The organism is Cellulosimicrobium sp. I38E, assembly GCF_001647255.1.
Classification (GTDB): domain Bacteria; phylum Actinomycetota; class Actinomycetes; order Actinomycetales; family Cellulomonadaceae; genus Cellulosimicrobium; species Cellulosimicrobium cellulans_E.
In genome coordinates this window covers 79457-101476 of sequence record NZ_LUAZ01000017.1, presented here as the reverse complement: position 1 = coordinate 101476, position 22020 = coordinate 79457, and the positions used below count along the sequence as shown (strand labels likewise).

The window sequence follows — 22020 nt, the reverse complement described above, 5'->3', positions numbered from 1 at the left end:
GCTACCTCTCTCCGGTCGGGTGCTCGGGGGTCGTTCGGTCGGGTCCGGGTCGCGCGTCGACGAGCAATCGCGCGTCGAGCCGCGCGAGCTCGGCTCGTGCGAACGCGACGCGGTCGGTCTCCTGGGCGTCGGCTGCGGCGATCTCGTCGGCGAGGTCGTGCGCGGCGGCGAGGCGGTGCTTGCGGCGCCTGCGGTCGTGGCGGTCCGCCGCGTCCTTGCGGTACCGGCGACGCTGCCTCCACCCGCCGGAGAGGGCGTCGAGCTCCTCGGCGGACAGGGTGCCGTCGAGGACCTCGGGGGACATGACGGCGCGCATGGTGCGTCGCTCGTCGCGGACGGTGAGGTGGAAGACGCCGACCACGGTCGCGATCGCGACGGCGGCGATCACGACGATGAGGACCAGGGAGAGGGGGCCGTTGCCGCCGCTCAGTGCTCCGACGGCGTCCCACAGGAAGTGCAGGGCCATCGCGGTCGCGCAGAGCCCGAGGCCGAGCCCGACCCGCCGCCGCTGGGCGCGGGTCCCGACGAGGTAGATGAGCCCGGCCCCGAAGACGGCCGAGTACAGGATGTGCGAGGTGAAGCCGCTCGCGAGGCGCAGCCCGACGGTGCCGAGGCTGTTGCCGACCGGGTCGGAACCGAACTGGGTCTGGGCGGAGTTGAGGGCGTAGAGAACGTCCTCGAAGATCTGGAACCCGAGCCCCGCGAAGGCGCCGAGGACGAACCCGTCGTACGCCGTGCGGACCACGGTGGGTGCGATGAACAGCAGCAGGAGCACGCCGGCGCCTTTGCCGAGCTCCTCGGTGAACGGGGCGGACAACGGAGCCCACCAGGTGTCGGCGACCTGCTGTCCCAGGAGCGTGAGGTAGAGGCCGCGGAGCGCGTCGTTCGCGCTGACCGCGATGACCCAGGTGGCGGCGACGCCGCCCCAGGCGAAGGCCGCGACGCGCAGCGACACGGGTTGGGGCGAGTACCGGTCGATGACGGTGGTGAACCACCAGAAGAGCAGCCCGTAGGCGCCGAAGATCAGCGCGGACAGCCCTAGGGCGGTCCCGAAGGCGCGCACGGTGGTGTCGAGGATGTGCAGCATCTGGTAGAGCCCGTACGCGAGGACGAGCACGAAGACCCACCAGCACGCGTTGCGGGGCTGCCACCAGCGAACCGGGTTCCCCCACCCGCTGGTCTCGAGCGACTGCCGCCGCAGGGCGAGCGCGTCTGCGCGGTCGACGTCGCTCATGACGTGGCCTCTTCCTCGACGGGGGCGATCGACTGGATCATGGCTGCCACGTCCGCCGTGGTGACCGGGTCCGTGGTGTCCGGCCCGAGGGCGACCACCTCGATGCCCTGGTCGTCGACGACGAAGGTGGCGACCAGCCCGCTCCCGGACGTGCCGGTGAACCGTGCTGCGACGCCGGTCAGGCCGTCGTCGGTCGTGACGGCGACGGGGTCGCCGGCGACCCGGTATCCCGCCTCGCCCCGCAGGCCCGCACCGGTCTTCCGGAGCTGGTCGAGCAGCTCCTGCGGGGTGCCGTCGTAGGTGTCCGTCTGGATGTTGAGCACCACGCCGTCGCCGGACACGGTCGCGGAGGTCGCGAACCGGTCGGCGGGACCGGGCTCGTCCTCGCGCTGCCCGGACAGGATGTTCCAGCCTGGCGTGGGGGAGAACGTGACGGCGTCGCCGAGCCGGATGACGTCGCCCGTCCGGGCCGGGTTGTCGCGCGCGATGCGCTCGTTGAGAGTCGGCAGGACGACGACCGCCACCAGCAGGAGGGCGAGGACGGCGAGAGCCGGGGCGATCGTCGAGCGGTCCAGGCCGAGGAGGCGCCGCTCGACGGGGACCCATCCCTCAGGACGAACCGGTCCCGCGCCCGGCGCGTCGGCGCTCACCCGCGTCCTGCCGCCGCGGGAGGGACACGGTCCGTGGCCGGGGATGTCGCTGGGACGGGCATCTGACCTCGTTCCGTCGGTGTGGTGGACCCGGGTCTCCCGCCGGAGTGGTGACCCGATCGAGTCACACCGGTGTGGTCCGATGCGCCGACGCTAACGACAGCGCGGCCATTGCGCGCGGCGAACCGGGCAGGTGCGCTCTGCGTCGCAGACCGGGCGCTCGTGGGGACCGGCGCCGGTCTCGAGATGTCGAGTGCTGGTGCAGGCCCTAGCGTGGCGGACGACGACGACCCCTCGACGAGAGCAGGTGGCAGATGTCGGTGCGGAACGCCCCGCTGGTCCGGGACGCGGCGACGGGGAGGCGTGTCACGCGCTGGTGGGTCGCCTACCTCGTGGTCTTCGTCGGAGCGGTCTTCGTCGTGCAGTTCGGCGTCCTGGGTGCACTCGGTCAGGCGTGGAAGGTCTCCGCGGGCTCGCCGGCGGCCCAGGTCCAGGAGGCGATCGCGTGCGCCGTGTCGATCCTCGTGGTCTTCGCCTGGGTCGGCTGGTACGAGCGACGCCACGTCCGCACCGTCGGGTTCCGCCGGCCGGGCCGCGGGGTGCTGCTCCTGCTCACGGGGATCCTCGTCGGCCTGGCGATGATCTCGCTGCCGATCCTGTTCCTCTGGGCGACCGGCGCGTACGAGCGGGTGGACGCCCCGGCGGCGTCGGGCTCCGGAGGGGGCTGGGCGGCGCTCCCGCTGGTCCTGGCGCTCGTGCTGCTGTTCGTGTTCCAGGGTGGCCAGGAGGAGGTCCTCACGCGGGGCTTCCTCCTGCAGAACTCCGGGCTCCAGCTCCCCGGATGGGTCGCGATCGGGCTGCCGGCCTTCATCTTCACCATCCTGCACGGCGTGCTGTCGTTGCCCCTCGCGTTCGTGACGATCCTGCTCTACGCGGTCTTCGCCTCGTTCGTCGCGCTCCAGCAGGGGTCGCTGTGGCTCATCGGCGGCATCCACGCCGGCTGGAACTGGGCTCTGGGCAACGTGTGGGGCATCCCGGTGAGCGGGCTCGCCCCCAAGGACGAGTCCCTGGTGTACCTGCGACCCACGGAAGGAGCGCCCGACTGGCTCACCGGTGGGACGTTCGGGACCGAGGGGAGCCTGCCCGCCGTCGTCATGATCGTCGCCGCGACGGCGGTCGCGTTCGTGCTCTACCGCCGCCGTGCCCGGACCTGGGCGGACGACGCGGAGCCCGCGGCCCCCGCACCGACACCTCCTGCCGCTGAGAGCCCGTCCTCGGCCGCGGTCGACTGAGCCACCGGCTTGGCCTGGCGCCCGCGTCGTTCGGGATCGTTCGGGACGCGTGCGGCGGCGGTGGCCCTGCCGTCAATCTCCTCCAGGGCCGCGACGACCGCGGCGCGACGGACCGCGTCGGTGGCGCGGGGAGACGAAGGAGCGACGGTGGGCCTGTTCGACAAGCTCAAGGACATGTTCTCGGGGACCGCGGACCTGTACGCGAAGGAGGACGCGCCCGCGCTCACGCCCGCGCAGCAGCGGGGTCTCGCGCTGGGCGCGGACTACGCGGTCGAGGGCGTGCTGCCCATCAACGCGCTGACCGTGGAGGCGGACGCCCGTACGGCCGCGAAGCCGCTCGCGGCCGGGTGGGACGTGCGGGGCGCGGACGACGTCGAGCGCACGTACGAGCTCCTGCTCACCCAGGGCCACCGCGGCTACTACGCGATCGCGATGCCCAAGGTCGAGGAGCTGTACTCGGGCCGGCTGAGCCGCCGGGACGCGAAGGGCGCGGCCGAGCAGCACGCCGCGCAGGTGCGGCAGGAGGCGACGGCGCGCGGGCTCGACCCCGAGCGCGCGGTCGCGTTCTACCAGGGCTGGAGCGCGTCGGCGCAGGTGGGCGGGCACGGCGAGCTCGCGGACCCGCTCCCGCCGTCGATCGCGGCGTGGGACGCGGCACGGGTGGTGCACGTCAGCCGCCTGGCGGTCGACGCCGGGTTCGTCGCGCCGGAGCGGGCGTGGGCGGCGATCGAGGAGGCCGTCGTGATGTCGCGCCCCGCGTACGCGTCGTGGGCGCAGTTCGGCGACGGGTTCCTCGCCGGGCGCGCGTTCTGGTCGGCGGGCAACCGCACCCCGGTCGACCAGGACCTGCCCGACTTCAAGCGCGCGGTGCGCCGACTGCTCGACACCGAGTCGTCGCCGTGGCGGACACTGTCGTACTGACGGCGGCCGACCCGAGCCCGGCGGACGGGCAGCGGACGGGGGCGGGCGCTGAGGATCGAGCGGCATGACGGGAGGGCGGACGGTGCACCGGTCGCCGTGGTGGTGGCGGGCAGGGGTCCTGCTCGTCGTGGTCGGCATCGGCACGGCGGTCGTGGCCGCCGACGACGGTCTGCGCTCCGAGGTCCACGCGGCGCTGTCGAACCTCGCGCGGGCGCTGTTCTGACGACGGACGCGCCGCCGAGAACGACGGCACGCCCCGTCGAGCACGACCTTGCTGCCGCCACGAGCCTCAGAACGGCAGCTAGGTCGTGCTCGGCGTGGTGGTCAGCCCTGCGCGTCGCGCCAGGCGACCCACTCCCGCACGAGAGACAGGTCGTAGTCCGGCCCGCTCGTACCGACCGTGAAGAGCGTCGCGCCCGCGGCGACGAGCGCGTCCGCGGACTCCGACGGCGCCCGTGACACGCCGACCGAGCGCTCGACGAGCGCGGCGGTGTCGCGGCCGACCGCCTCGCCGTGCTCGTCGAGGATCGCGCTCTTGCGTGCGAGCGTCTCCGCGTCGCCGAACGAGTGCCACACGTCCGCGTGCTCCGCGACGACGCGCAGGGTCTTGCGCTCGCCGCCGCCACCGACGAGCACGGGGATGTCGCGCGTCGGCGTGGGGTTCGACTCCGCCCAGCGGGTCTTGATGCGCGGCAGCGCCTCGGCGAGGTCGGCGATGCGCCCGCCCGCGGTGCCGAACTCGTAGCCGAACCGGTCGTAGTCCTTCTCGAACCAGCCCGCCCCGATCCCGAGGATCAGGCGCCCGCCGCTGATGTGGTCGACCGTCCGCGCCATGTCGGCCAGGAGGTCCGGGTTGCGGTAGCTGTTGCAGGTCACGAGGGCGCCGATCTCGACGCGCTCCGTCTGCTCGGCCCACGCGCCGAGCATCGTCCAGCACTCGAAGTGCTTGCCTTCGGGGTCGCCGGTCAGGGGGAAGAAGTGGTCCCAGTTGAAGATGACGTCGACGCCGAGGTCCTCCGCGCGCAGCACGGCGTCACGGATCTGGGCGTAGTCGGCGTGCTGCGGCTGGAGCTGGACGCCGATGCGGTAGGGGTGCCGGGATGAGGTCATGCCGGGCAATCTACGTCCGGGTCGAGGACGACGACACCCCGCGTCGAGCACGACGTCCTGGCGTCACGATCGTCGGAACGACAGCGGGGTCGTGCTCGGCGGACCTAGGGTGGGCGCATGAAGCGACTGGTGGGCCTGCTCGTGACGCTCGTGGTGCTCGTGGCGGTCGCCGTCGTGGCGGACCGGGTCGCGGTCGGCGCCGCGGAGCGCGGCGCGGTGACCGCGTTCGAGCAGCAGGCCGACGACGTCTCCGGGGCGCAGCTCGACATCACGGGGTTCCCGTTCCTCACGCAGCTCGCGCGCGGCGAGCTGACGCACGTCACCGGCTCGGCGGACTCCGCGTCCTTCGGCGGCTACGCGATCTCCGACCTCCAGGTCGAGGCCGACGGCGTGAGCACGTCGGAGCCGTACCGCATCGCGTCCGGGACCGCGTCGGGGGTCATCGCGGCCGAGTCGCTCCAGCAGATCGTCGCGGAGCAGACGGGCCTGGACGTGGGGATCACCGCGTCCGACGACGTCCTGTCGCTGGCCTTCGACCTGCTCGGCGCCACGATCACGGTCGACGTCACGCCGCGCGTCTCCGGGCCGGCCGAGCTCGCCGTCGACGTCGTCGCGGTCCGCACGGGCCTCGGGACGGTGTCGGTCGACGACCTTCCGTCCGGGATCTCCCGCGCGCTGTCCGACCTGCGGGTCCCGCTCGACCTGCCCGACGGCGTCGCGCTCGACTCCGTGTCCGTCGTCGACGGCGGGGTGCGCGTCACGGTGACGGGGACCGACGTCGTCGCCGAGGACCTGGTGGCGTCGTGACCGGCACGGTAGGGGAGACGCGGTGAGCGAGACGGCCGTGGACGAGCGCCACGTGCTCGCGGCGCGCCTCGCCGCGCACCGCCTGCGCGCGCCCGACCTGCCCGACGTGCCGACCGCCGTCGGGCACCTCGTCGCGGTGCAGGGCCAGGAGTTCCACCCCGCGCTGTGGGGCCTCACGCGGCGGTTGCGCCCCGACGCGCGGCCCGGCTCGGCGGGCGCGGTCGCGGCGTGCGACCGCGGCGAGGTGCTGCGCACGCACGTGCTGCGCCCCACGTGGCACCTCGTCCGGCCCGACGACGCCCGCTGGCTCGTCGAGCTCAGCGCGCCGCGGGTGCACCAGGCCAACGGGACGCTGTACCGGCAGGTGGGGACGGACGGGCACGGTGCGGAGACCGACCTCGTCCTCGCGGCCGTGCAGGAGCGGCCCCGCACGCGCCGCGAGCTCGCGGGGCTGCTCGCCGCCCACGGCCGCCCGCTCGAGGGCATCGCGCTCGGGTACGTGCTCATGCGCGCGGAGCTCGACCGTCTCCTGGTCAGCGGCCCGCTCGACGGCAAGCAGCAGACGTACGCCGCGTTCGACGACCGCGTCCCGCCGGGCTACGGGCCGCTCGGCGAGCGGTTCGACCGGGACGCCGCGCTCGTCGAGCTGCTGCGCCGCTACCTCGCGAGCCGCGCGTACGCGACGGTCAAGGACGTCGCGCAGTGGTCGGGCTTCACGCTCACCGACGTGCGGCACGCGCTCGACCTGCTCGGCGAGGACGTCGTGGCGGTGCCCGGGTCGGGCACGTTCGAGGGGCTGACGCTCTGGCGCCTCGCGGACCCCGGCGAGCGGGTGCTCGAGCCCGGGCCGTTCGTCGGCGCCCTCGCGCCCGACGGCGACCCGGCTCGACCCGTCGTCGACCTGCTGCAGAGCTACGACGAGCTCTTCATGTCCTACGGCGAGACGCGCGCGGTCGTCGTGGCCGACGGCGTCGACCTCGGCGACCGGCTCGGGTCGTTCATCCACGCCGTCGCGGTCGACGGGGTCGTCGTGGGTCGGTGGCGCTGGGTCGTCGGGACGCGCGACGTCGTCGTCGAGCCGCAGTGGCGCCGCGCGCCCACCCCTGCGGAGACGGCGGCGTTCGACGAGCAGGTCGCCGCCGTCTCCGCGCACTGGGCCCGGGCCGCCTGAGCTCAGCCCTCCGCGGGGCCGGTGAGCGCCTCGAGGCCCGCGGCGGCGCACGCCTCGTCCGCCATGCCGTCGGGCGCGCCGCCGACGCCGATGCCCGCAAACGTCGCGCCGTCGATCTTCACCGGGACGGCGCCCGGGAGGAAGAGCGTGCCGGGCAGGTCGGCGACCGTCGCGCCGTCGCCGACCGCGCGCGGCGCGAGCTCGCTCGTCGCGGCGCCGAACGCTGCCGACGTGTACGCCTTGGCCTGGGCGGCCTCGAGCGTGTGCACCGCGGCGCCGTCGCCGCGCACGAGCGCCTGCACCTGGCCCGCGCGGTCGACGACGGCGACGCTGACGAAGCCGAGGTCCTCGGCCTGGCACGCGGCCAGCGCGGCGCTCGCGGCCTCCTGCGCCGCCGCGACGGTGAGCCGGCCGACCTGCACGAACTCGTCCGTCGTGACGTCGGCGACCGCGACGGCGGCGGGCTGCGCGGGCCGGTCGGCCCCCGCGTCGTCGCTCCCGGACGCGCCCGCCGTGCAGGCGGTGAGCGTGAGGGCGGTCGCGAGCGCGACGGCGGTGAGGGTCAGCGGGCGGAGGCGCGAGGCGGCCATGGTGGTGCCTTTCTCGGGGTGGTCGGACGCAGACGTCCGGGGTCGCGACCAGTCTTGGCGGCGGGTCCGGGCCGCCGCGTCGGCGGATCGGGGCCGGGCTGCTGCCCCGTTCGTCGCGGCGGGCCCCGTCCGATCGGCTGATGTGCGGCGCACGCGCGGCGCCTACCGTGGGTCGGTGCCCACCGACCTGCCCGCGCCTCCCGCAGAGGCTCGTCCCGCTGCCGGGCGCGCGCTCGACGTCGGGGTGCACGCGACGTTCCTCGCGCTCGTCGCGACGTCCACGACGCGGTACGTCGTGCGGCACGGCGCGGACGACCGCTGGCAGCTCGTCGTGGTGCTGGCCGCGGTGACGGTCGTCGCGTACGGGGCGCTCCTCGTGGCGTCGCGCCACGCCTCGTCGCGGTCGGTCCCCGCGCGGGCGGCGACCCTCGTGCTCCTCGCGACGTGGTCGGTGCTGGCGCTCCTGGCCCCGAGCTTCGCGTGGTGCGCGCTCCCGCTCTTCTTCGTGTGCCGTCTCGGCTTCCGCCCGCCGTGGTCGCACGTGCTCGTCGGGGAGGTCGCGGTCGTGACGTCGGTCGCGCTGCTGCGGCTCTCGGACGGGACCGACTGGGCCGCGCTGGTCGGCCCGCCGTGCGTCGCGGTGCTCCTCACGCTCGTCACCGACCGTGTGGAGCGCGACGCGGCAGCACGGGTCCAGCTCCAGGAGCAGATCGCGCAGGCGCAGGCCCGCCTCGCCCGGTCCGAGCGCGAGGCGGGGATCGTGGCCGAGCGCGAACGCCTCGCGCGCGAGATCCACGACACCGTGACGCAAGGTCTCGCGAGCGGCGTCCTGCTGCTGGAGGCGGCGGACCAGACGTGGGACGCCGCGCCCGACGACGCGCGCTCGGCCGTGCGCCGCGCCGCCGTGGCCGTGCGAGCGAGCCTCGCGGACACGCGCAACCTCGTCCACGACCTCGCGTCCGCGCGCGTGGACCCGGAGGGGTTCCACGCGTCGCTGCTCGCCGCCGCGCAGGGCCAGGTGCCGAGCGCGTGCCTCACGACGTGGGGCGACGCGCGCGCCGTCGCGCCCGAGGTCGCGCACGCGCTACTGCGGGTCACGCAGAGCGCCGCGGCGAACGTCGCGCAGCACGCCGCCGCGGACCGCCTCGACGTGACCCTCACGTACCTGCCCGGCGCGGTCGCGCTCGACGTGTACGACGACGGCAGCGGCTTCGACCCCGAGGCGGTCGCCGCGCCGTCGAGCACCGGCGGGTACGGCCTGCGCGCGATGCGCCGCCGGGTCACGCAGCTCGGCGGCACGGTCACGGTGGAGAGTGCACCCGGCGAGGGGACCGTGGTCGCGGCGCAGGTCCCGACCGACGACGACGCGCCCCCGGTCCCCGTGCGGGACGACCTCGAGGAGGGCTCCCGATGAACGACCCCGCACCCGTCGCCGCGCTGATCGTCGACGACCAGCCGGTCGTGCGCGCCGGGCTGCGTGCGCTCCTGGAGTCGCAGCCCGACCTGCGGGTCGTCGCCGAGGCCGGGTCGGGCGAAGAGGGGCTCGCGCTGGTCGAGGGCGCCGCGCCCGACGTCGTCATGATGGACCTCGAGCTGGGCGACGGCATGGACGGGATCGACGCGACCCGGCGGCTGCGCGCCGCGCACCCGCGGGTCCCGGTGCTCGTCTTCACCACGTACGACACCGACGCCGACATCGTGCGCGTCATCGACGCCGGCGCGACCGGGTACCTGCTCAAGGACGCGCAGCCGCACGAGATCTTCGCCGCCGTCCGGGCGGCCGCCGCGGGCCGCAGCGTCCTGTCGCCGCCGGTGGCGTCGCGGCTCATGCACTCGATGCAGCACCCGGGCACCGCCCTCACCCCGCGCGAGGCCGAGCTCCTCACGCTCCTCGCCGACGGGCTGTCCAACCGCGAGCTCGGCCGTCGCCTGCACATCAGCGAGGCGACGGTGAAGACGCACCTGGCGCACGTCTACGCCAAGCTCGGCGTGGAGACGCGCGCGGCGGCCGTCGCGCACGCGTTGCGCGCCCGGGGCGTCCGCCGCTGACACCGCCCGACCGCACCGGTAGGGTGCGGACACGCCCGCAGAGCGGCGGGTCACGCGGGGACAGGGGGACGACGATGCACGACGCCACGCCCAGGGACGAGACGCCCGTCGAGGGCTCGGCCGACGACGACGGGCCCGGGCGTCGTCCGCGCGCGCGGGCCCTGCTCGTGGGGGGAGTGCTCGCCGTCGCCGTCCTCGGGGTCGGGATCGCCGCGGCGCTGACCGGTCGCGCGGCCGGGACCGAGCCGAGCGACGCCGTCGGCGGTGCGCCGGCCGTGGAGGCGCCCGACGCCGACCCGGCGCTCGCCGCGGAGACCTCGGCACCCCCGCCCGTGGAGACGAACGGGGTGCAGGCGTGCGGCGGCTTCGCCGGCTCCGCGGGGACGCCGATCCAGGTCCGGGGCGACGACGGCGAGCCGGCCGAGCTGGGCGGGCTCGAGGGGTGGTGGAACAGCACGCCGGCGAGCGACGCCGGGGGCTGGCTCGACGTCGAGAAGTGGCCTCGTCAGGTGCTCGACCACCCGGCGACGGTCACCGTCGAGACGACGACCGGTACCGTCCTGGAGTCGTTCGACCGCCGTACGTGCACCGGCGTCGAGGGCTGGACGGCGCCGGACCTTTCCGCGCTCCCGGCGTCGACCGTCGTCGTGCTCGACGCCGAGACCGGTGAGGTGCTGGCCGAGCACCCCGTGGAGCTCGTGACGCCCTGACCTCGGCCCGCTCAGGGGCGGGGTGCGCCGGGTCGGGTGACGAGGTGGATCAGCACCGAGGTCAGCACGATCACCCCCACGTAGACCGCCATCGCGGGCGGCGACGTGACGGCGAGGAACGTCAGGGCGGCGTTGCCCACGAGGTGCAGCGCGACCGCGGCCGGCACGCCGCCGCGCAGACGCTCGCTGACCAGCCAGTACGCGCTCGAGAGCGGGATCATCGCGAGCAGGAACAGCACCGCCTCGACGCTCACGAGTCCGAGGGACGACTGCCACGTCCCGGTGAGCGCGAACAGCGGCAGGTGCCAGACCGCCCACACCGCGCCGAGCACGACCGACGTCGCGAGCGGCGAGAGTCGACGCCGCAGGCGCGGCTGCGCGTAGCCGCGCCACCCGAACTCCTCCGACAGCGGCCCCGCGCACAGCGAGACGAGGGCGAACAGGAGCGGGCCCCCCGCCCCGGCGACGGCCGCCGCCCCGGCCGAGAGGTCCGCCGTCGGGCCGCCGAGGGACGGGACGACGAGCGCCGTCAGGACCGCCGGCGCAGCGCCGATCCCGACCGCGGCCGGGAGCCATCGCCCGGCCGCGCCCCGGCGCGCCGTCCGCGGGCTGCGGCGCCCCGCCGCGCGCAGCACGAGCGCGGCCAGCGTCGGGCCGAAGCCGCCGAGCGCGAAGAGCGCGAACACGACGGGGTCGGCGAGGTCGCCTCCGAGCAGCCACGCGGCGCCCCACGACGCCCAGGACAGCCCGAACGCGAGCGCCCAGAACGCGGCGAGCGCGCCGCGGAGGGGCCGCTCGGGGCCCTCCGCGCACAGGGCGGAGGCGTCCGAGGACGAGGCGGGCGAGACGCGCCGGGACCGTGCGGCAGCAGGGAGAGGACGTGCGCTGGTCGTCATGTCTCGATCCCACCGGTTCGTCCCGCTCCGGAGAGCCCGGGCCGCCCCCGAGCCAGGGTGGGGACAACCCCCGCGGACGGGCTGGTCCGGGAGGTGGCAGGGTGGGGGCGTGACGACGACGCCCGACGCCCCGCGCCCCGCCAACTGGGCGGGCAACCTCACCTACTCCTCGACGGAGGTCGTGCACCCCGCGACGCCGGAGGAGCTCGCCGACGTCGTGCGGCGGTCGACGCGCGTCAAGGCGCTCGGGTCGCGGCACTCGTTCGGGGACGTCGCGGACACACCCGGGACGCACGTCGTCCTCGACCGGTACGACGACGGCCGACCGCCCGTCGCGGTCGACCCCGCCACGGGCGTGGCCTCGGTCGCGGCGGGGCTGCGGTACGGCGACGTGACGCGCCACGTGCAGGCCGCGGGTCGCGCGCTCGCGAACCTCGCGTCGCTCCCGCACATCTCCGTCGCGGGGTCCGTCGCGACGGCGACCCACGGCTCGGGCGACGAGGTCGGCTCGCTGGCGAGCGCCGTCGTCGGGCTGGAGCTGGTCACGGGCGACGGCGAGCGGCGCCTCCTGCGGCGCGAGGACGCGGACTTCCCCGGCGCGGTCGTCGCGCTCGGGGCGCTGGGCGTGGTGACCCGGGTCGAGCTCGAGACCGTCCCGACGTTCGACGTGCGCCAGGACGTGCACGTCGGGCTGCCGTGGGACGCGGTGGCCGCGCACTACGACGAGCTCACGGCGTCGGCGTACTCGGTGAGCCTCTTCACGGACTGGGGGCCCGACGGCGTGCAGCAGGTCTGGCGCAAGTCGCGCCTCGCGCCGGGGGAGGCCGGGACCGCGCGCGAGGACCTCTTCGGGGCGACGCCCGCGACGACGATGCTGCACCCCCTGCCGGGCATCGACCCCGTGCACTGCACGCCCCAGCTCGGCGAGCCCGGCCCGTGGAACGAGCGGCTGCCGCACTTCCGGCTCGACTTCACGCCGAGCAACGGCGCGGAGCTCCAGTCGGAGTACCTCGTGCCGCGCGCCCGCGCGCAGGAGGCGTTCGCGGCGATGCGCGACCTCGGCCCGCGCGTGACGCCGCTGCTCCAGGTGGGGGAGGTCCGCAGCGTCGCGGCCGACGCGGAGCCGCTGTGGCTCAGCCCGTTCGACGGCCCGGCGGTCGGCGTGCACCTCACGTGGAAGCCGTTGCCCGACGACGTCGCGCGCGTCCTGCCCGACGTCGAGGCGGCGCTCCTCCCGCTCGGCGCGCGCCCGCACTGGGGCAAGCTCTCGCACGCGCTCGTCCACGACCCCGGCTCGGTCGCGACGCTCTACCCGCGCTTCGACGACTTCGGCGAGCTCGTGCAGCGGTACGACCCCGACGGTCGCTTCCTCGGCGGCTACGTCGAGCGTCTCCTCGCGGGCTGACCGCTCGGGCAGGGTGGTTCGTCACGGTTCGGCGTCGATGTCCCCGCCGGTTTGGTGAGTGGGACGGTACGGCCTCACACTCGTGCGCAGGTGCTGCGCACCGCCGGGTCCTCTGTTCCCCGTACGTTCCTCGGCCCCCGGGCCGGGTGCTGACGTAACACGACGGAGACGATCGGTGTCTACGCTGCCCCTGCCCGGCCCCCACCCGATCGGAGAACATCGTGCGTACGACCCTACGCAAGCTCCCCCTCGGCCTCGTCGCGCTCACCGCGACGAGCGCCCTCCTGCTCACCGCGTGCACCGACGCGTCCCAGACCGGGACGGACGGCAGCACCGCAGGGTCCGACGAGACGTCGTCCGCGCCGTCGTTCGACCCCTCGACGGTCGAGGTCGACGACGCGGCCGCCGCGCTGCTGCCTGACGACGTCGCGTCCGCGGGGACGCTCGTCGTCGCCTCGAACACGGAGTACGCGCCCGCCGAGTTCATCGACGCGGACGGCACGACCCCGATCGGCTTCGACATCGACGTCATCAAGGCCGTCGGCGCGACGCTCGGCCTCGACGTCGACGTGCAGTCGGCCGACTTCCCGGCGATCATCCCCGCGCTCGGCACCAAGTACGACGCCGGCATCTCCTCCTTCACGATCACCGAGGAGCGCATGAAGGAGGCCAACATGATCTCCTTCCTCAACGCGGGCTCCGCGTACGCGGTCGCGGCGGGCAACCCGGACGACGTCGACCCGGCGAGCCTGTGCGGGCTGACCGTCGCCGTCCAGACGGGCACCATCCAGGACGAGGACATCGCCGTGCAGAGCCAGGCGTGCACCGACGCGGGCGAGGAGAAGATCGACATCCTCCAGTACGAGTCGCAGTCCGACGCCACGACGAACGTCGCGGGCGGCAAGGCGCAGGTCCTCTACGCCGACTCGCCGGTCATCGGCTACGCGGTCGAGCAGACCGGCGGCCAGCTCGAGCAGCTCGGCGACGTGTTCGACAGCGCGCCCCAGGGCGTCGTCGTCGCGAAGGACGACACCGAGCTCGCCGCCGCGATCCAGGCGGCGCTCCAGTCGCTCATGGACAGCGGCCAGCTCGAGGAGATCCTCGGGGCGTGGGGTAGCGGCGACGCCGCGCTCGACACCGCGGAGATCAACCCGTCCGTCGGCTGACGCCCCCGCGCAGCCCCAGCCCATCCCAGATCCCAGTCCCCGCCGTGTCGCGGGCGCCCACCCGGCGCCCGCGACCGGCACACTGGACGCCTGCGCGGACGACGTCGTCCGCGCGGCCCGGCTCGTGCCCCGAGCCCCGACCCCCCGAGGTGCACCATGACCGGTAGGACACCCGGCGGCGACGCCGCCGGCGCACCGGGAGACGACCCGGTCCCCGACCGCATCCACGCCCGACCCGTCCGGCGGCCCGGCCGGTGGATCTCCGCCGTCGTGCTGCTGGTCCTCGCCGCGATGGCCGCCAACGCCCTGCTGACGAACGAGAAGTTCCGCTGGGACGTCGTCTGGCTCTACTTCCGCGACGTGACGGTCGTGCGCGGCGTGGGCTGGACGCTCGTGCTGACGTTCTGCTCGATGGCGATCGCGATCGTGCTCGCCGTGCTGCTCGCGATCATGCGACGGTCGGACAACCCCGTCATGAAGTCGGTGAGCTGGGGCTACATCTGGTTCTTCCGCGGCACCCCGATCTACACCCAGCTCGTGTTCTGGGGCCTCGTGTCGGTGCTCTACCCCCGCCTGAGCCTCGGCATCCCGTTCGGCCCCGAGTTCTTCGAGTTCCGTACGGCGGACCTGTTCACGGCGTTCGTGTGCGCGCTCATCGGGCTCTCGCTCAACGAGGCGGCGTACCTCGCGGAGATCGTGCGCGCGGGCCTCGGGTCCGTCGACCCGGGCCAGACCGAGGCGGCCAAGGCCCTCGGCATGAAGGACGGCAAGATCCTGCGGCGCATCGTGCTGCCGCAGGCGATGCGCGTCATCGTGCCCCCGACGGGCAACGAGACGATCTCCCTGCTCAAGACGACGTCCCTCGTGCTCGCGGTGCCGTTCACGCTCGACCTCCAGTACTCGACCAACGCCATCGGCAACCGGATCTTCCTGCCGATCCCGCTGCTCATGGTCGCGGCGATCTGGTACCTGCTCATCACGAGCGTCCTCATGGTCGGCCAGCACTACATCGAGCGGTACTACGGCCGGGGGTTCGGCACGCAGACGACGGCCCGACGCCGCGGGCGCGGGCCGGGAGGCACGGGCGGCGGCCGCAGGAAGCCCAGCAAGCAGGACCTCATCGCCGCGTCCGGCACGACCAAGGACGACCCCTTCCTGGAGGTGACCCCGTGAGCGGGACGCACGACGCGGCATCCTCGCCGGCCGGCCGCACGACGACCACGGACGCCACGCCGATGGTGCAGGTCGAGGGCCTGCACAAGATGTTCGGCGACCTGCACGTGCTCCGGGGCGTGGACCTCGAGGTCCCGCGCGGCTCGGTGTGCGTCGTCCTGGGACCGTCCGGGTCCGGCAAGTCGACCCTCCTGCGCTGCGTCAACGAGCTCGAGGAGATCACCGGTGGGCGCATCCGCGTCGACGGCGAGCTCATGGGCTACCGCGAGGTGACCAAGGACGGGCGCACCCGCCTGCACCGCCTGCACCCCAAGGTCGTCGCGCGCCAGCGCTCGCGCATCGGCATGGTGTTCCAGCGCTTCAACCTGTTCCCGCACATGACGGCGCTCGAGAACGTCGCGGAGGCGCCGGTGCAGGTGCACGGGCTCGCCAAGTCGGCCGCGCGCGCACGGGCCACCGAGCTCCTGGAGCGCGTCGGCCTCGCCGACCGCGCGGACCACTACCCGGCGCAGCTCTCCGGCGGGCAGCAGCAGCGCGTGGCGATCGCGCGGGCTCTCGCCATGGAGCCCGAGCTCATGCTGTTCGACGAGCCGACGTCGGCCCTCGACCCCGAGCTCGTCGGCGAGGTGCTCGCCGTCATGCGCGACCTCGCGCGGTCCGGCATGACGATGATGGTCGTGACGCACGAGATCGGGTTCGCGCGCGAGGTCGCGGACGCCGTCGTCTTCATGGACGAGGGCGTCATCGTCGAGCAGGGCACGCCCGAGCAGGTGCTCGGGGACCCGCAGCACGAGCGCACGCGGTCGTTCCTCGCGCACGTGCTGTAGGGAGGGCGCCCCTCAGCCCGCGCGACGGCGGCGCGGCAGGGCGGGGGCGTCGTGCGACGCGAGGAGGCGGGGCGAGAGCCCGGTGGGGCGAGCGACGGTGACCATCTCCCCGCTGAGCGCCCGGCCCAGGTGCACGAGCGGCAGCATGTTCTCGTGCTCGACCACGAGCGCGTCGTAGATCGGGGTCTCGCTGTCCGGGGCGTGGGAGCGGGTGTGGGAGGGGGATCGCGTCAGCACGCCTCCCACCTTCCGTGAGGGACGTGCGTTCCGCGACCGGAAGCGGTGACGTGTCCGTGAGACGTTCGTGGAGACCGGGCGCGCACGCCGCCGCACCGGCGCCGACGAGCCACCGGTGGCGCGACGTCGTGGGGCGCGGTTCACTGCATCCTGACGCGCACCGGCCGCCGCGTCCCGGTCGCACCCGGGAGGACCGCATGAGCCTCGCCCCGATCGTCCACGAGCTCCGCCTCGCGTGCCCCGTCGAGGTCGCGTTCGACACGTACGTCGACCGGATCGCGGAGTGGTGGCCCCCCGGGTACACCGACGACGCGGGGTCGTTCTCCGGGCTGGTCGTCGAGCCCGTCGTCGGCGGTCGCGTGCTCGCGTCCCACGGCGCCGACGAGCGGGTCTGGGGGCGCGTGACGCTCTGGGAGCGGGCGACCCACCTCGCCCACACGTTCACCCCGGGGCAGCCGCCCGGCCGGGCGTCGCTCGTCCGGGTCGACCTGCGGCCGAGCGTCACCGGGACCGCCGTGCGGTTCGAGCACGGAGGGTGGGCGCCCGGCAGCGAGCGCGTGCGGTCGCGCTTCACCGGGTGGCCACGCATCCTCAGCCGCTACGCGCACCTCGCCGAGCACCCCGACCCGGAGAAGTGAGCCCCGGGCTCGCGGGGGACCACCGTGGTCTCACCAGCCCCAGTCGCCCCAGTCCCAGCTGCCGTCGTCGGCGTTCTCGCCGTTGCCGTTGCCGTTGTTGCCGTTGTTCTCGTTGCCGTCGTTCCCCGGGCCGGGCTGGTTCTGCCGGTCGCGCTCGTCCTGCTGCTTCTGCCGGTCGTCGAGCTCCTGCGACCGCTGGGCGGCGTCCTCCTCGGCCTTCGTGATCGCCGCCTCGCGCTCGGTGAGCTGCGTCGTCGCCGCGTCGAGCTCGGCGCGCTGGGCCTCCAGGTCGGCCCGCTCCGACTCGAGCTGCTCACGCTCGGCCGCGACCTCGCTCTGCACGCGCTGCGCCTCGGCCTTCTCGCGCTGCGCCTCCCCCTGCGCGGAGAGCGTCAGGCCGATGCCGACGAGCAGGCCGAGAGCGACGCCCGCGAGGCCGACGGCGGTCGGGACGAGCCACCGGCGGCCGCGGTCGGGGGCGGCGTCCTCGTCGTCGTCGGCGCCCGGGAGCGCGAGCGGACCGACGCCCCCGGAGGCGCGCGCCGGGACCGCCGTCGCGCGCGGCGGTGCCGCTGCCGGGCCGGCGGGCGTCGGACCGACGGGGACCACGCCGGACCGCGCGGCTCCCGCCGAGACCGTCGGGGCCGCGCCCGCGCCCGCCGGGCGTGCGGCCGGGTCGTCCAGCAGCGCGCCGAGCGCGGGGAGGATCATCGTCGAGCCGGCGACCGGGTGGTCGTCGACGGCGCCCGCCGCGACCGGGGCGAGCGTCGCCACGTGCGTCGCCTCGACCCCCGGACCCGCGGGGGATGCGCCGGCCACAGGGGTCGCGCCGACCACCGAGGTCGCTCCGACCGCCGGGGTCGCTCCGGCCGAGCGCGCGCGCAGCGACCGGCGCGTCGGCGTCCCGGCTCCGGAGGGCAGGGGCTCGGTCGTGCGGAGGACCGGCGCGTCCGGGAGGGGCACCGGGACCGGGGACCCCGAGGTCGCGGCGTCCTCCCAGAACACCCAGCCCGGGGGCGGGGCCGGCCAGGACGGGTCCGGGTGCCAGTCGGTCGTGGGGGTGAAGCCCTCGGGGACGGGCCACCCCGGGGGCGGCACGAACCGCACGGCCATGGGGTCCTCCTTCGGTAGCGTCCGGCGCACGGTCGACGGGGACGCAGGGTCTCGACGGGGCTCCGGGTTCGACGGGAACAGTAGGGGAGTCGTGGCCACCGGCACGAATCGGCGCCGCGACGTGGGTGGCCGCTGGTAGAACGGACGCAGACCGGCGAGGCGGCCCCGCTCCCGCCCTGGCGGCGATCGTCCCCCGACCCGGAGGTGTGCGTGTTCCTCGTCGACGAGCCGGCGCTGCGGACCGTCGCGGCCGACCCCCGCCGGGCCGCCACGGGCGGCGCGCCCGCGAGCGAGCGCGTCCTCGTGCACTCCGCGAGCGACCTCGTGGTCGCCGCCGACTGCGAGTACCGGCTCCTGTGCCGGCTCGACGAGCAGCTCGGCCGTGCCCCGCGCCCGGACGCGGGGGAGGACGCCATGCTCGCGCGCACCGCCGCGCTCGGGGCGCGGCACGAGCGCGAGGTCCTCGCGCGCTACGAGGCCGAGCACGGCGCGTTCGACCCGACGACGGGACGTGGCGTCGTGCGGCTCGAGCCGCCGCGCACGATCTCCTGGGACGAGCTCGTGGGCGCCCAGGCGAGCACGCTCGCCGCGCTCGAGGCCGGCGCCGACGTCGTCCACCAGGCGGCGTTCTTCGACGGCTCGTTCCACGGGCGCGCCGACTTCCTCGTCCGGACCGGCGCCGACGACACGGGAGCGGCCCGCTACGCCGTCGTCGACACCAAGCTCGCGCGGCGCGCCAAGGTCCCCGCGCTGCTCCAGCTCGCCGCGTACGGCGACCAACTCCAGGCCGCGGGCGTGCCCGTCGACCCCGACGTCTCGCTCGTGCTCGGCACGCGCGAGCGCACGACGCACCGCCTCGCCGACCTCCTGCCCGTGTTCCGGGACCGCCGCGACCAGCTCGTCCGGCTCACGGCCGAGCACGTCGCGCGCGACGGCCGCGCCCCCTGGGACGACCCCGCCGTCCGGGCGTGCGGGCGCTGCGCCGACTGCCGGGCGCAGATCGACGCGCACCGCGACGTGCTGCTCGTGGGCGGGGTGTACGAGTCGCAGCGTGCGCGGCTGCACGCGGCGGGGATCCGCACGATCGACGAGCTCGCGGCCGCGACCGACGAGACGCCGGTCCCCGACGGCATGAGCCGGTCCACGTTCACGAAGGTCCGACGCCAGGCCGCGCTCCAGCTCGGCACGGGCCCGTCCGACGGCACGGTCGTGTGGGCCGACGCGTCGGGGCCGCACGAGCTCTCGTGGCGCATCGACGACCCGACGCCCGTGCTCGCGCTGCCCGCGCCGAGCCCCGGCGACGTCTTCTTCGACTTCGAGGGCGACCCGCTGTGGACGGACGCGAGCGGCACGAGCTGGGGCCTCGACTACCTGTTCGGCTGGGTCGAGCGTCCCGACGCGGAGGAGGACCGCCCGCCGTTCCACGCGCTGTGGGCGCACGACCTCGCGGCGGAGCGCGACTCCCTCGTCGCGTTCGTCGACCACGTCAACGCGCGCCGCCGCACGTACCCGGAGTTGCACGTCTACCACTACGCCGACTACGAGCGCGCGCACCTGCTCGCCATCGCCGCGCGGCACGGCGTGTACGAGGAGGAGGTCGACGACCTCCTGCGCGACGGCGTCCTCGTCGACCTCTACGCCGTCGTACGGCAGGCGCTGCACGTCTCCGACAAGTCTCGCTCGATCAAGAAGCTCGAGCCTCTCTACATGGGGGACGAGCTGCGCACCGGCGACGTGACCACCGCCGCCGCGTCCGTCGTCGCGTACGCGGAGTACACCGCGCTGCGCGAGGCCGGCCGCGACGACGAGGCGGACGAGCTGCTCCGCGGGATCGCGGACTACAACCGGTACGACTGCGTCTCGACGCTGCGGCTGACGGACTGGTTGCGGCGTGCGGTCGCTGCTCGTGACGACGCGATGGTCGGCCCGGGTGCGTCCGTCGCCTCTCCCTGGGGCCAGTCCGCGGCTGACAGCCGTGGGGAGGCTTCGGCGGAAGGGATCGCCGTGCGGGAGCGGTCGTCCGCGGTGGTGCTGGAGGAGGAGATCCGGCAGGTCGTGGGGGAGGACCGCGCCCGGCGCGGTGCCGACGAGCGGGCGCTCGCGCTGTACGGCGCGGCCACCGGGTACTTCCGGCGCGAGGCGAAGCCGTTCTGGCACGAGCACTACTCGCGGCTCTCGCTCCCGGTGGACGAGTGGCTGGGGCGCCGCAACGCGTTCCTCGTCGAGCAGGCCGAGGTCGTCTCGGGCTGGGAGGTCGAGCCAGGGCGTCGGACGTGGTCGCGCCGCCTCGAGCTCGTGGGCCGGCTCCCGGAGGGCAGCGACCTGCGCGTCGGTGTGGCGCCGTACGTCCTCTACGACCCGCCGCTGCCCCCGTGCGTCAAGACCGCGGCCGACGGGGTGCGCGGCTGGCTCACGGGGGCGTCGGTCCTCGACGCAGGGCGCCGCGCGACGCCCGCAGGCGAGCGCGACGTGCTCGTCGTGCGTGAGCAGCTCCCGACCGGTGCCGAGCCGTTCGACGCGACCCCCGTCGCGCTCACCCCGTCGCCCGGCCCGAGCGCGAAGCCGCTCGAGGCGGCGGCGGAGGCCGCCGCGCGGACCGCGCTCCGGACGTGGCAGACGACGCGCGCGCTGCCGCTCGACGCCGCGACCGACGTGCTCCTGCGGCGGCACCCACGGCTCGTTCCGGCGCCCGCCGCACGCTCGACGGAGGGTGACGACGGCGCGCGCCTCCCGGCGGGCGCCGACGGAGCGACCGTGCCCGGGCTGCCGCGCGTCGTGGACGGTGACGTCGTCGCGGCGGTCACGGCCGCCGTCGAACGCCTCGACGACTCCTACCTCGCGGTCCAGGGCCCGCCCGGCACGGGCAAGACGTACGTCGGGTCGCGCGTCGTCGCGCGGCTCGTCGCGCAGGGCTGGCGGGTCGGCGTCGTCGCGCAGTCGCACGCCGTCGTCGAGAACATGCTGCGGGCGGTCGTGCTCGGTGCGGGCGTCCCGCGCGAGGTCGTCGCGAAGAAGATCGCGGCGGACGGGCCGTCGGCGCGCGCCGTGTACGACGAGCTCGACGGCGCCCACCTCGCGGCGTTCGCGACGCAGCCGGGACCGCGGGTCGTCGGCGGGACCGCCTGGGACTTCGCGGGCGACCGGCTCCCGGCGGGCACGCTCGACCTGCTCGTCGTCGACGAGGCCGGTCAGCTCTCGCTCGCGACCACGGTCGCCGTGTCGCGCGCCGCGCGCCGGCTCCTCCTGCTCGGCGACCCGCAGCAGCTCCCGCAGGTGAGCCAGGGCCGGCACCCGGAGCCCGTCGACCGGTCCGCGCTCGGCTGGCTGGCCGACGGCCACGGCGTGCTCCCCTCGGACCGTGGCTACTTCCTGCCGACGACCTGGCGCATGCACCCGCGCCTCGCGCAGGCCGTCTCGACCCTCGCGTACGAGGACCGTCTCCACGCGCACCCGTGCACGGCGGAGCGCGAGCTCGACGGCGTCCCGCCCGGGGTCGAGCAGGTGCTCGTGGAGCACACGGGGAACTCGGTGCGCTCGCCCGAGGAGGCGGCCGAGGTCGTCCGCCAGGTCGAGCGGGTCCTCGGGCGCACGTGGACGACGGCGGTCGACGGGGTCGAGGAGCGACGCCCGCTCGGACAGGGGGACGTCCTGGTCGTCGCGGCGTACAACGCGCAGGTGTGGGCCGTGCGCGGCGCGCTGGAGGCGGCGGGGTACCCGGACGTCCAGGTGGGCACGGTCGACCGGTTCCAGGGCAAGGAGGCACCGGTCGTCGTCGTGACGCTCGCCGCCTCGTCGGGCCGCGAGGCGTCGCGCGGGCTCGGGTTCCTGCTCTCGCGGCACCGGGTCAACGTCGCCGTGTCGCGTGCGCAGTGGAGCGCGGTCGTCGTGCGCTCGCCCGGTCTCACCGACCTCCTGCCGCACTCCCCGCGGGGTGTGGAGGAGCTCGGCGCGTTCCTCGGGCTGACGGGCTCCGCACCCGCCGGCTGAGCGTCGTCCGGCGGGCCGAGCACGTTCCGCCCGGCCGGGCACGA

Annotated in this window: 21 protein-coding genes; 14 read left to right on the top strand and 7 right to left on the bottom strand. The window is 75.2% G+C overall.

What is annotated here, in order from left to right; genetic code table 11:
• Position 1: 1 nt before the first annotated feature.
• Together A0J59_RS05695 and A0J59_RS05690 are read right to left on the bottom strand one after the other, a co-directional pair.
• Positions 2-1234 (bottom strand): PrsW family intramembrane metalloprotease, encoded by a 1233-nt coding sequence (locus A0J59_RS05695; protein ID WP_064315499.1) that lies wholly within the window; start codon positions 1232-1234, stop codon positions 2-4.
• Positions 1231-1884 carry a hypothetical protein gene (locus tag A0J59_RS05690; protein WP_064315498.1) on the bottom strand — a complete coding sequence of 218 codons (654 nt, stop codon included), beginning with the start codon at positions 1882-1884 and terminating at the stop codon, positions 1231-1233. Before A0J59_RS05690 ends, A0J59_RS05695 begins: the two co-directional genes overlap by 4 nt.
• Before the next feature lie 314 nt (positions 1885-2198).
• Here A0J59_RS05690 and A0J59_RS05685 point away from each other — a divergent pair, with 314 nt between their 5' ends.
• From A0J59_RS05685 to A0J59_RS21475, 3 genes are all read left to right on the top strand, one after another.
• Positions 2199-3176 carry a CPBP family intramembrane glutamic endopeptidase gene (locus A0J59_RS05685; protein WP_064315497.1) on the top strand — a complete coding sequence of 326 codons (978 nt, stop codon included), beginning with the start codon at positions 2199-2201 and terminating at the stop codon, positions 3174-3176.
• A gap of 147 nt (positions 3177-3323) precedes the next feature.
• Positions 3324-4097: a DUF1266 domain-containing protein gene (locus A0J59_RS05680; RefSeq protein ID WP_064315496.1), complete on the top strand. Its 774-nt coding sequence runs from the start codon at positions 3324-3326 to the stop codon at positions 4095-4097.
• Between the two features lie 64 nt (positions 4098-4161).
• Positions 4162-4320 carry a hypothetical protein gene (locus tag A0J59_RS21475; protein WP_156186259.1) on the top strand — a complete coding sequence of 53 codons (159 nt, stop codon included), beginning with the start codon at positions 4162-4164 and terminating at the stop codon, positions 4318-4320.
• A gap of 101 nt (positions 4321-4421) precedes the next feature.
• Here A0J59_RS21475 and A0J59_RS05675 read toward each other — a convergent pair whose 3' ends face one another.
• The gene (locus tag A0J59_RS05675) at positions 4422-5207 is read right to left on the bottom strand and encodes an LLM class F420-dependent oxidoreductase (RefSeq protein WP_064315495.1); all 786 of its coding nucleotides are present in this window, start codon (positions 5205-5207) and stop codon (positions 4422-4424) included.
• Positions 5208-5324: 117 nt separating this feature from the next.
• Between A0J59_RS05675 and A0J59_RS05670 the strand changes: the two genes are divergently transcribed.
• Both A0J59_RS05670 and A0J59_RS05665 read left to right on the top strand, forming a co-directional pair.
• On the top strand, positions 5325-6014 hold the full coding sequence (locus A0J59_RS05670; protein ID WP_047231058.1) for a DUF2993 domain-containing protein: 690 nt from the start codon (positions 5325-5327) through the stop codon (positions 6012-6014).
• 22 nt (positions 6015-6036) lie between these two features.
• Complete coding sequence (locus A0J59_RS05665) at positions 6037-7185, top strand: DNA glycosylase AlkZ-like family protein (RefSeq protein ID WP_064315494.1); 1149 nt, start codon at positions 6037-6039, stop codon at positions 7183-7185.
• A gap of 2 nt (positions 7186-7187) precedes the next feature.
• Here the strand turns inward: A0J59_RS05665 and A0J59_RS05660 are convergent, their stop codons facing one another.
• On the bottom strand, positions 7188-7775 hold the full coding sequence (locus A0J59_RS05660) for a heme-binding protein (RefSeq protein WP_064315493.1): 588 nt from the start codon (positions 7773-7775) through the stop codon (positions 7188-7190).
• 175 nt (positions 7776-7950) lie between these two features.
• Between A0J59_RS05660 and A0J59_RS05655 the strand changes: the two genes are divergently transcribed.
• From A0J59_RS05655 to A0J59_RS05645, 3 genes are all read left to right on the top strand, one after another.
• Positions 7951-9189: a sensor histidine kinase gene (locus A0J59_RS05655; protein WP_255365022.1), complete on the top strand. Its 1239-nt coding sequence runs from the start codon at positions 7951-7953 to the stop codon at positions 9187-9189.
• The gene (locus tag A0J59_RS05650; protein ID WP_064315492.1) at positions 9186-9824 is read left to right on the top strand and encodes a response regulator transcription factor; all 639 of its coding nucleotides are present in this window, start codon (positions 9186-9188) and stop codon (positions 9822-9824) included. Before A0J59_RS05655 ends, A0J59_RS05650 begins: the two co-directional genes overlap by 4 nt.
• A 74-nt stretch (positions 9825-9898) precedes the next feature.
• A complete protein-coding gene (locus tag A0J59_RS05645; protein WP_064315491.1) occupies positions 9899-10534 on the top strand; it encodes a hypothetical protein in 636 nt (211 codons plus the stop codon).
• A gap of 11 nt (positions 10535-10545) precedes the next feature.
• Here A0J59_RS05645 and A0J59_RS05640 read toward each other — a convergent pair whose 3' ends face one another.
• Positions 10546-11430 (bottom strand): CPBP family intramembrane glutamic endopeptidase, encoded by an 885-nt coding sequence (locus tag A0J59_RS05640; RefSeq protein ID WP_082918770.1) that lies wholly within the window; start codon positions 11428-11430, stop codon positions 10546-10548.
• A gap of 109 nt (positions 11431-11539) precedes the next feature.
• On the opposite strand from A0J59_RS05640, the gene A0J59_RS05635 reads away from it, so the two are divergent.
• The 4 genes from A0J59_RS05635 (at position 11540) to A0J59_RS05620 (ending at position 16001) form a co-directional block, all read left to right on the top strand.
• Positions 11540-12835 carry an FAD-binding protein gene (locus A0J59_RS05635; RefSeq protein ID WP_064315490.1) on the top strand — a complete coding sequence of 432 codons (1296 nt, stop codon included), beginning with the start codon at positions 11540-11542 and terminating at the stop codon, positions 12833-12835.
• Positions 12836-13056: 221 nt separating this feature from the next.
• Entirely contained in the window at positions 13057-14001 is a 945-nt protein-coding gene (locus tag A0J59_RS05630; protein ID WP_172820020.1) for an ABC transporter substrate-binding protein, read from the top strand.
• 156 nt (positions 14002-14157) lie between these two features.
• On the top strand, positions 14158-15174 hold the full coding sequence (locus A0J59_RS05625) for an amino acid ABC transporter permease (RefSeq protein ID WP_064315489.1): 1017 nt from the start codon (positions 14158-14160) through the stop codon (positions 15172-15174).
• 62 nt (positions 15175-15236) lie between these two features.
• Entirely contained in the window at positions 15237-16001 is a 765-nt protein-coding gene (locus A0J59_RS05620) for an amino acid ABC transporter ATP-binding protein (protein WP_047231279.1), read from the top strand.
• A gap of 12 nt (positions 16002-16013) precedes the next feature.
• Here the strand turns inward: A0J59_RS05620 and A0J59_RS05615 are convergent, their stop codons facing one another.
• Positions 16014-16238, bottom strand: a complete 225-nt coding sequence (locus A0J59_RS05615; RefSeq protein WP_047231065.1) for a hypothetical protein — start codon at positions 16236-16238, stop codon at positions 16014-16016.
• Between the two features lie 197 nt (positions 16239-16435).
• On the opposite strand from A0J59_RS05615, the gene A0J59_RS05610 reads away from it, so the two are divergent.
• A complete protein-coding gene (locus tag A0J59_RS05610; RefSeq protein ID WP_064315488.1) occupies positions 16436-16876 on the top strand; it encodes an SRPBCC domain-containing protein in 441 nt (146 codons plus the stop codon).
• Positions 16877-16906: 30 nt separating this feature from the next.
• Here A0J59_RS05610 and A0J59_RS05605 read toward each other — a convergent pair whose 3' ends face one another.
• Positions 16907-17989 (bottom strand): hypothetical protein, encoded by a 1083-nt coding sequence (locus A0J59_RS05605; RefSeq protein ID WP_156532824.1) that lies wholly within the window; start codon positions 17987-17989, stop codon positions 16907-16909.
• A gap of 210 nt (positions 17990-18199) precedes the next feature.
• Here A0J59_RS05605 and A0J59_RS05600 point away from each other — a divergent pair, with 210 nt between their 5' ends.
• Positions 18200-21976 carry a bifunctional RecB family nuclease/DEAD/DEAH box helicase gene (locus tag A0J59_RS05600; protein WP_255365021.1) on the top strand — a complete coding sequence of 1259 codons (3777 nt, stop codon included), beginning with the start codon at positions 18200-18202 and terminating at the stop codon, positions 21974-21976.
• Positions 21977-22020: the final 44 nt, after the last annotated feature.

What these genes read in the sequence shown, in the direction of transcription:
- A0J59_RS05695 (WP_064315499.1), bottom strand. Translation starts at nt 1,234, where the DNA reads ATGAGCGACGTCGACCGCGCAGACGCGCTCGCCCTGCGGCGGCAGTCG.
- A0J59_RS05685 (WP_064315497.1), top strand. Translation starts at nt 2,199, where the DNA reads ATGTCGGTGCGGAACGCCCCGCTGGTCCGGGACGCGGCGACGGGGAGG.
- A0J59_RS21475 (WP_156186259.1), top strand. Translation starts at nt 4,162, where the DNA reads ATGACGGGAGGGCGGACGGTGCACCGGTCGCCGTGGTGGTGGCGGGCA.
- A0J59_RS05675 (WP_064315495.1), bottom strand. Translation starts at nt 5,207, where the DNA reads ATGACCTCATCCCGGCACCCCTACCGCATCGGCGTCCAGCTCCAGCCG.
- A0J59_RS05670 (WP_047231058.1), top strand. Translation starts at nt 5,325, where the DNA reads ATGAAGCGACTGGTGGGCCTGCTCGTGACGCTCGTGGTGCTCGTGGCG.
- A0J59_RS05660 (WP_064315493.1), bottom strand. Translation starts at nt 7,775, where the DNA reads ATGGCCGCCTCGCGCCTCCGCCCGCTGACCCTCACCGCCGTCGCGCTC.
- A0J59_RS05650 (WP_064315492.1), top strand. Translation starts at nt 9,186, where the DNA reads ATGAACGACCCCGCACCCGTCGCCGCGCTGATCGTCGACGACCAGCCG.
- A0J59_RS05645 (WP_064315491.1), top strand. Translation starts at nt 9,899, where the DNA reads ATGCACGACGCCACGCCCAGGGACGAGACGCCCGTCGAGGGCTCGGCC.
- A0J59_RS05640 (WP_082918770.1), bottom strand. Translation starts at nt 11,430, where the DNA reads ATGACGACCAGCGCACGTCCTCTCCCTGCTGCCGCACGGTCCCGGCGC.
- A0J59_RS05625 (WP_064315489.1), top strand. Translation starts at nt 14,158, where the DNA reads ATGACCGGTAGGACACCCGGCGGCGACGCCGCCGGCGCACCGGGAGAC.
- A0J59_RS05620 (WP_047231279.1), top strand. Translation starts at nt 15,237, where the DNA reads ATGGTGCAGGTCGAGGGCCTGCACAAGATGTTCGGCGACCTGCACGTG.
- A0J59_RS05610 (WP_064315488.1), top strand. Translation starts at nt 16,436, where the DNA reads ATGAGCCTCGCCCCGATCGTCCACGAGCTCCGCCTCGCGTGCCCCGTC.
- A0J59_RS05605 (WP_156532824.1), bottom strand. Translation starts at nt 17,989, where the DNA reads ATGGCCGTGCGGTTCGTGCCGCCCCCGGGGTGGCCCGTCCCCGAGGGC.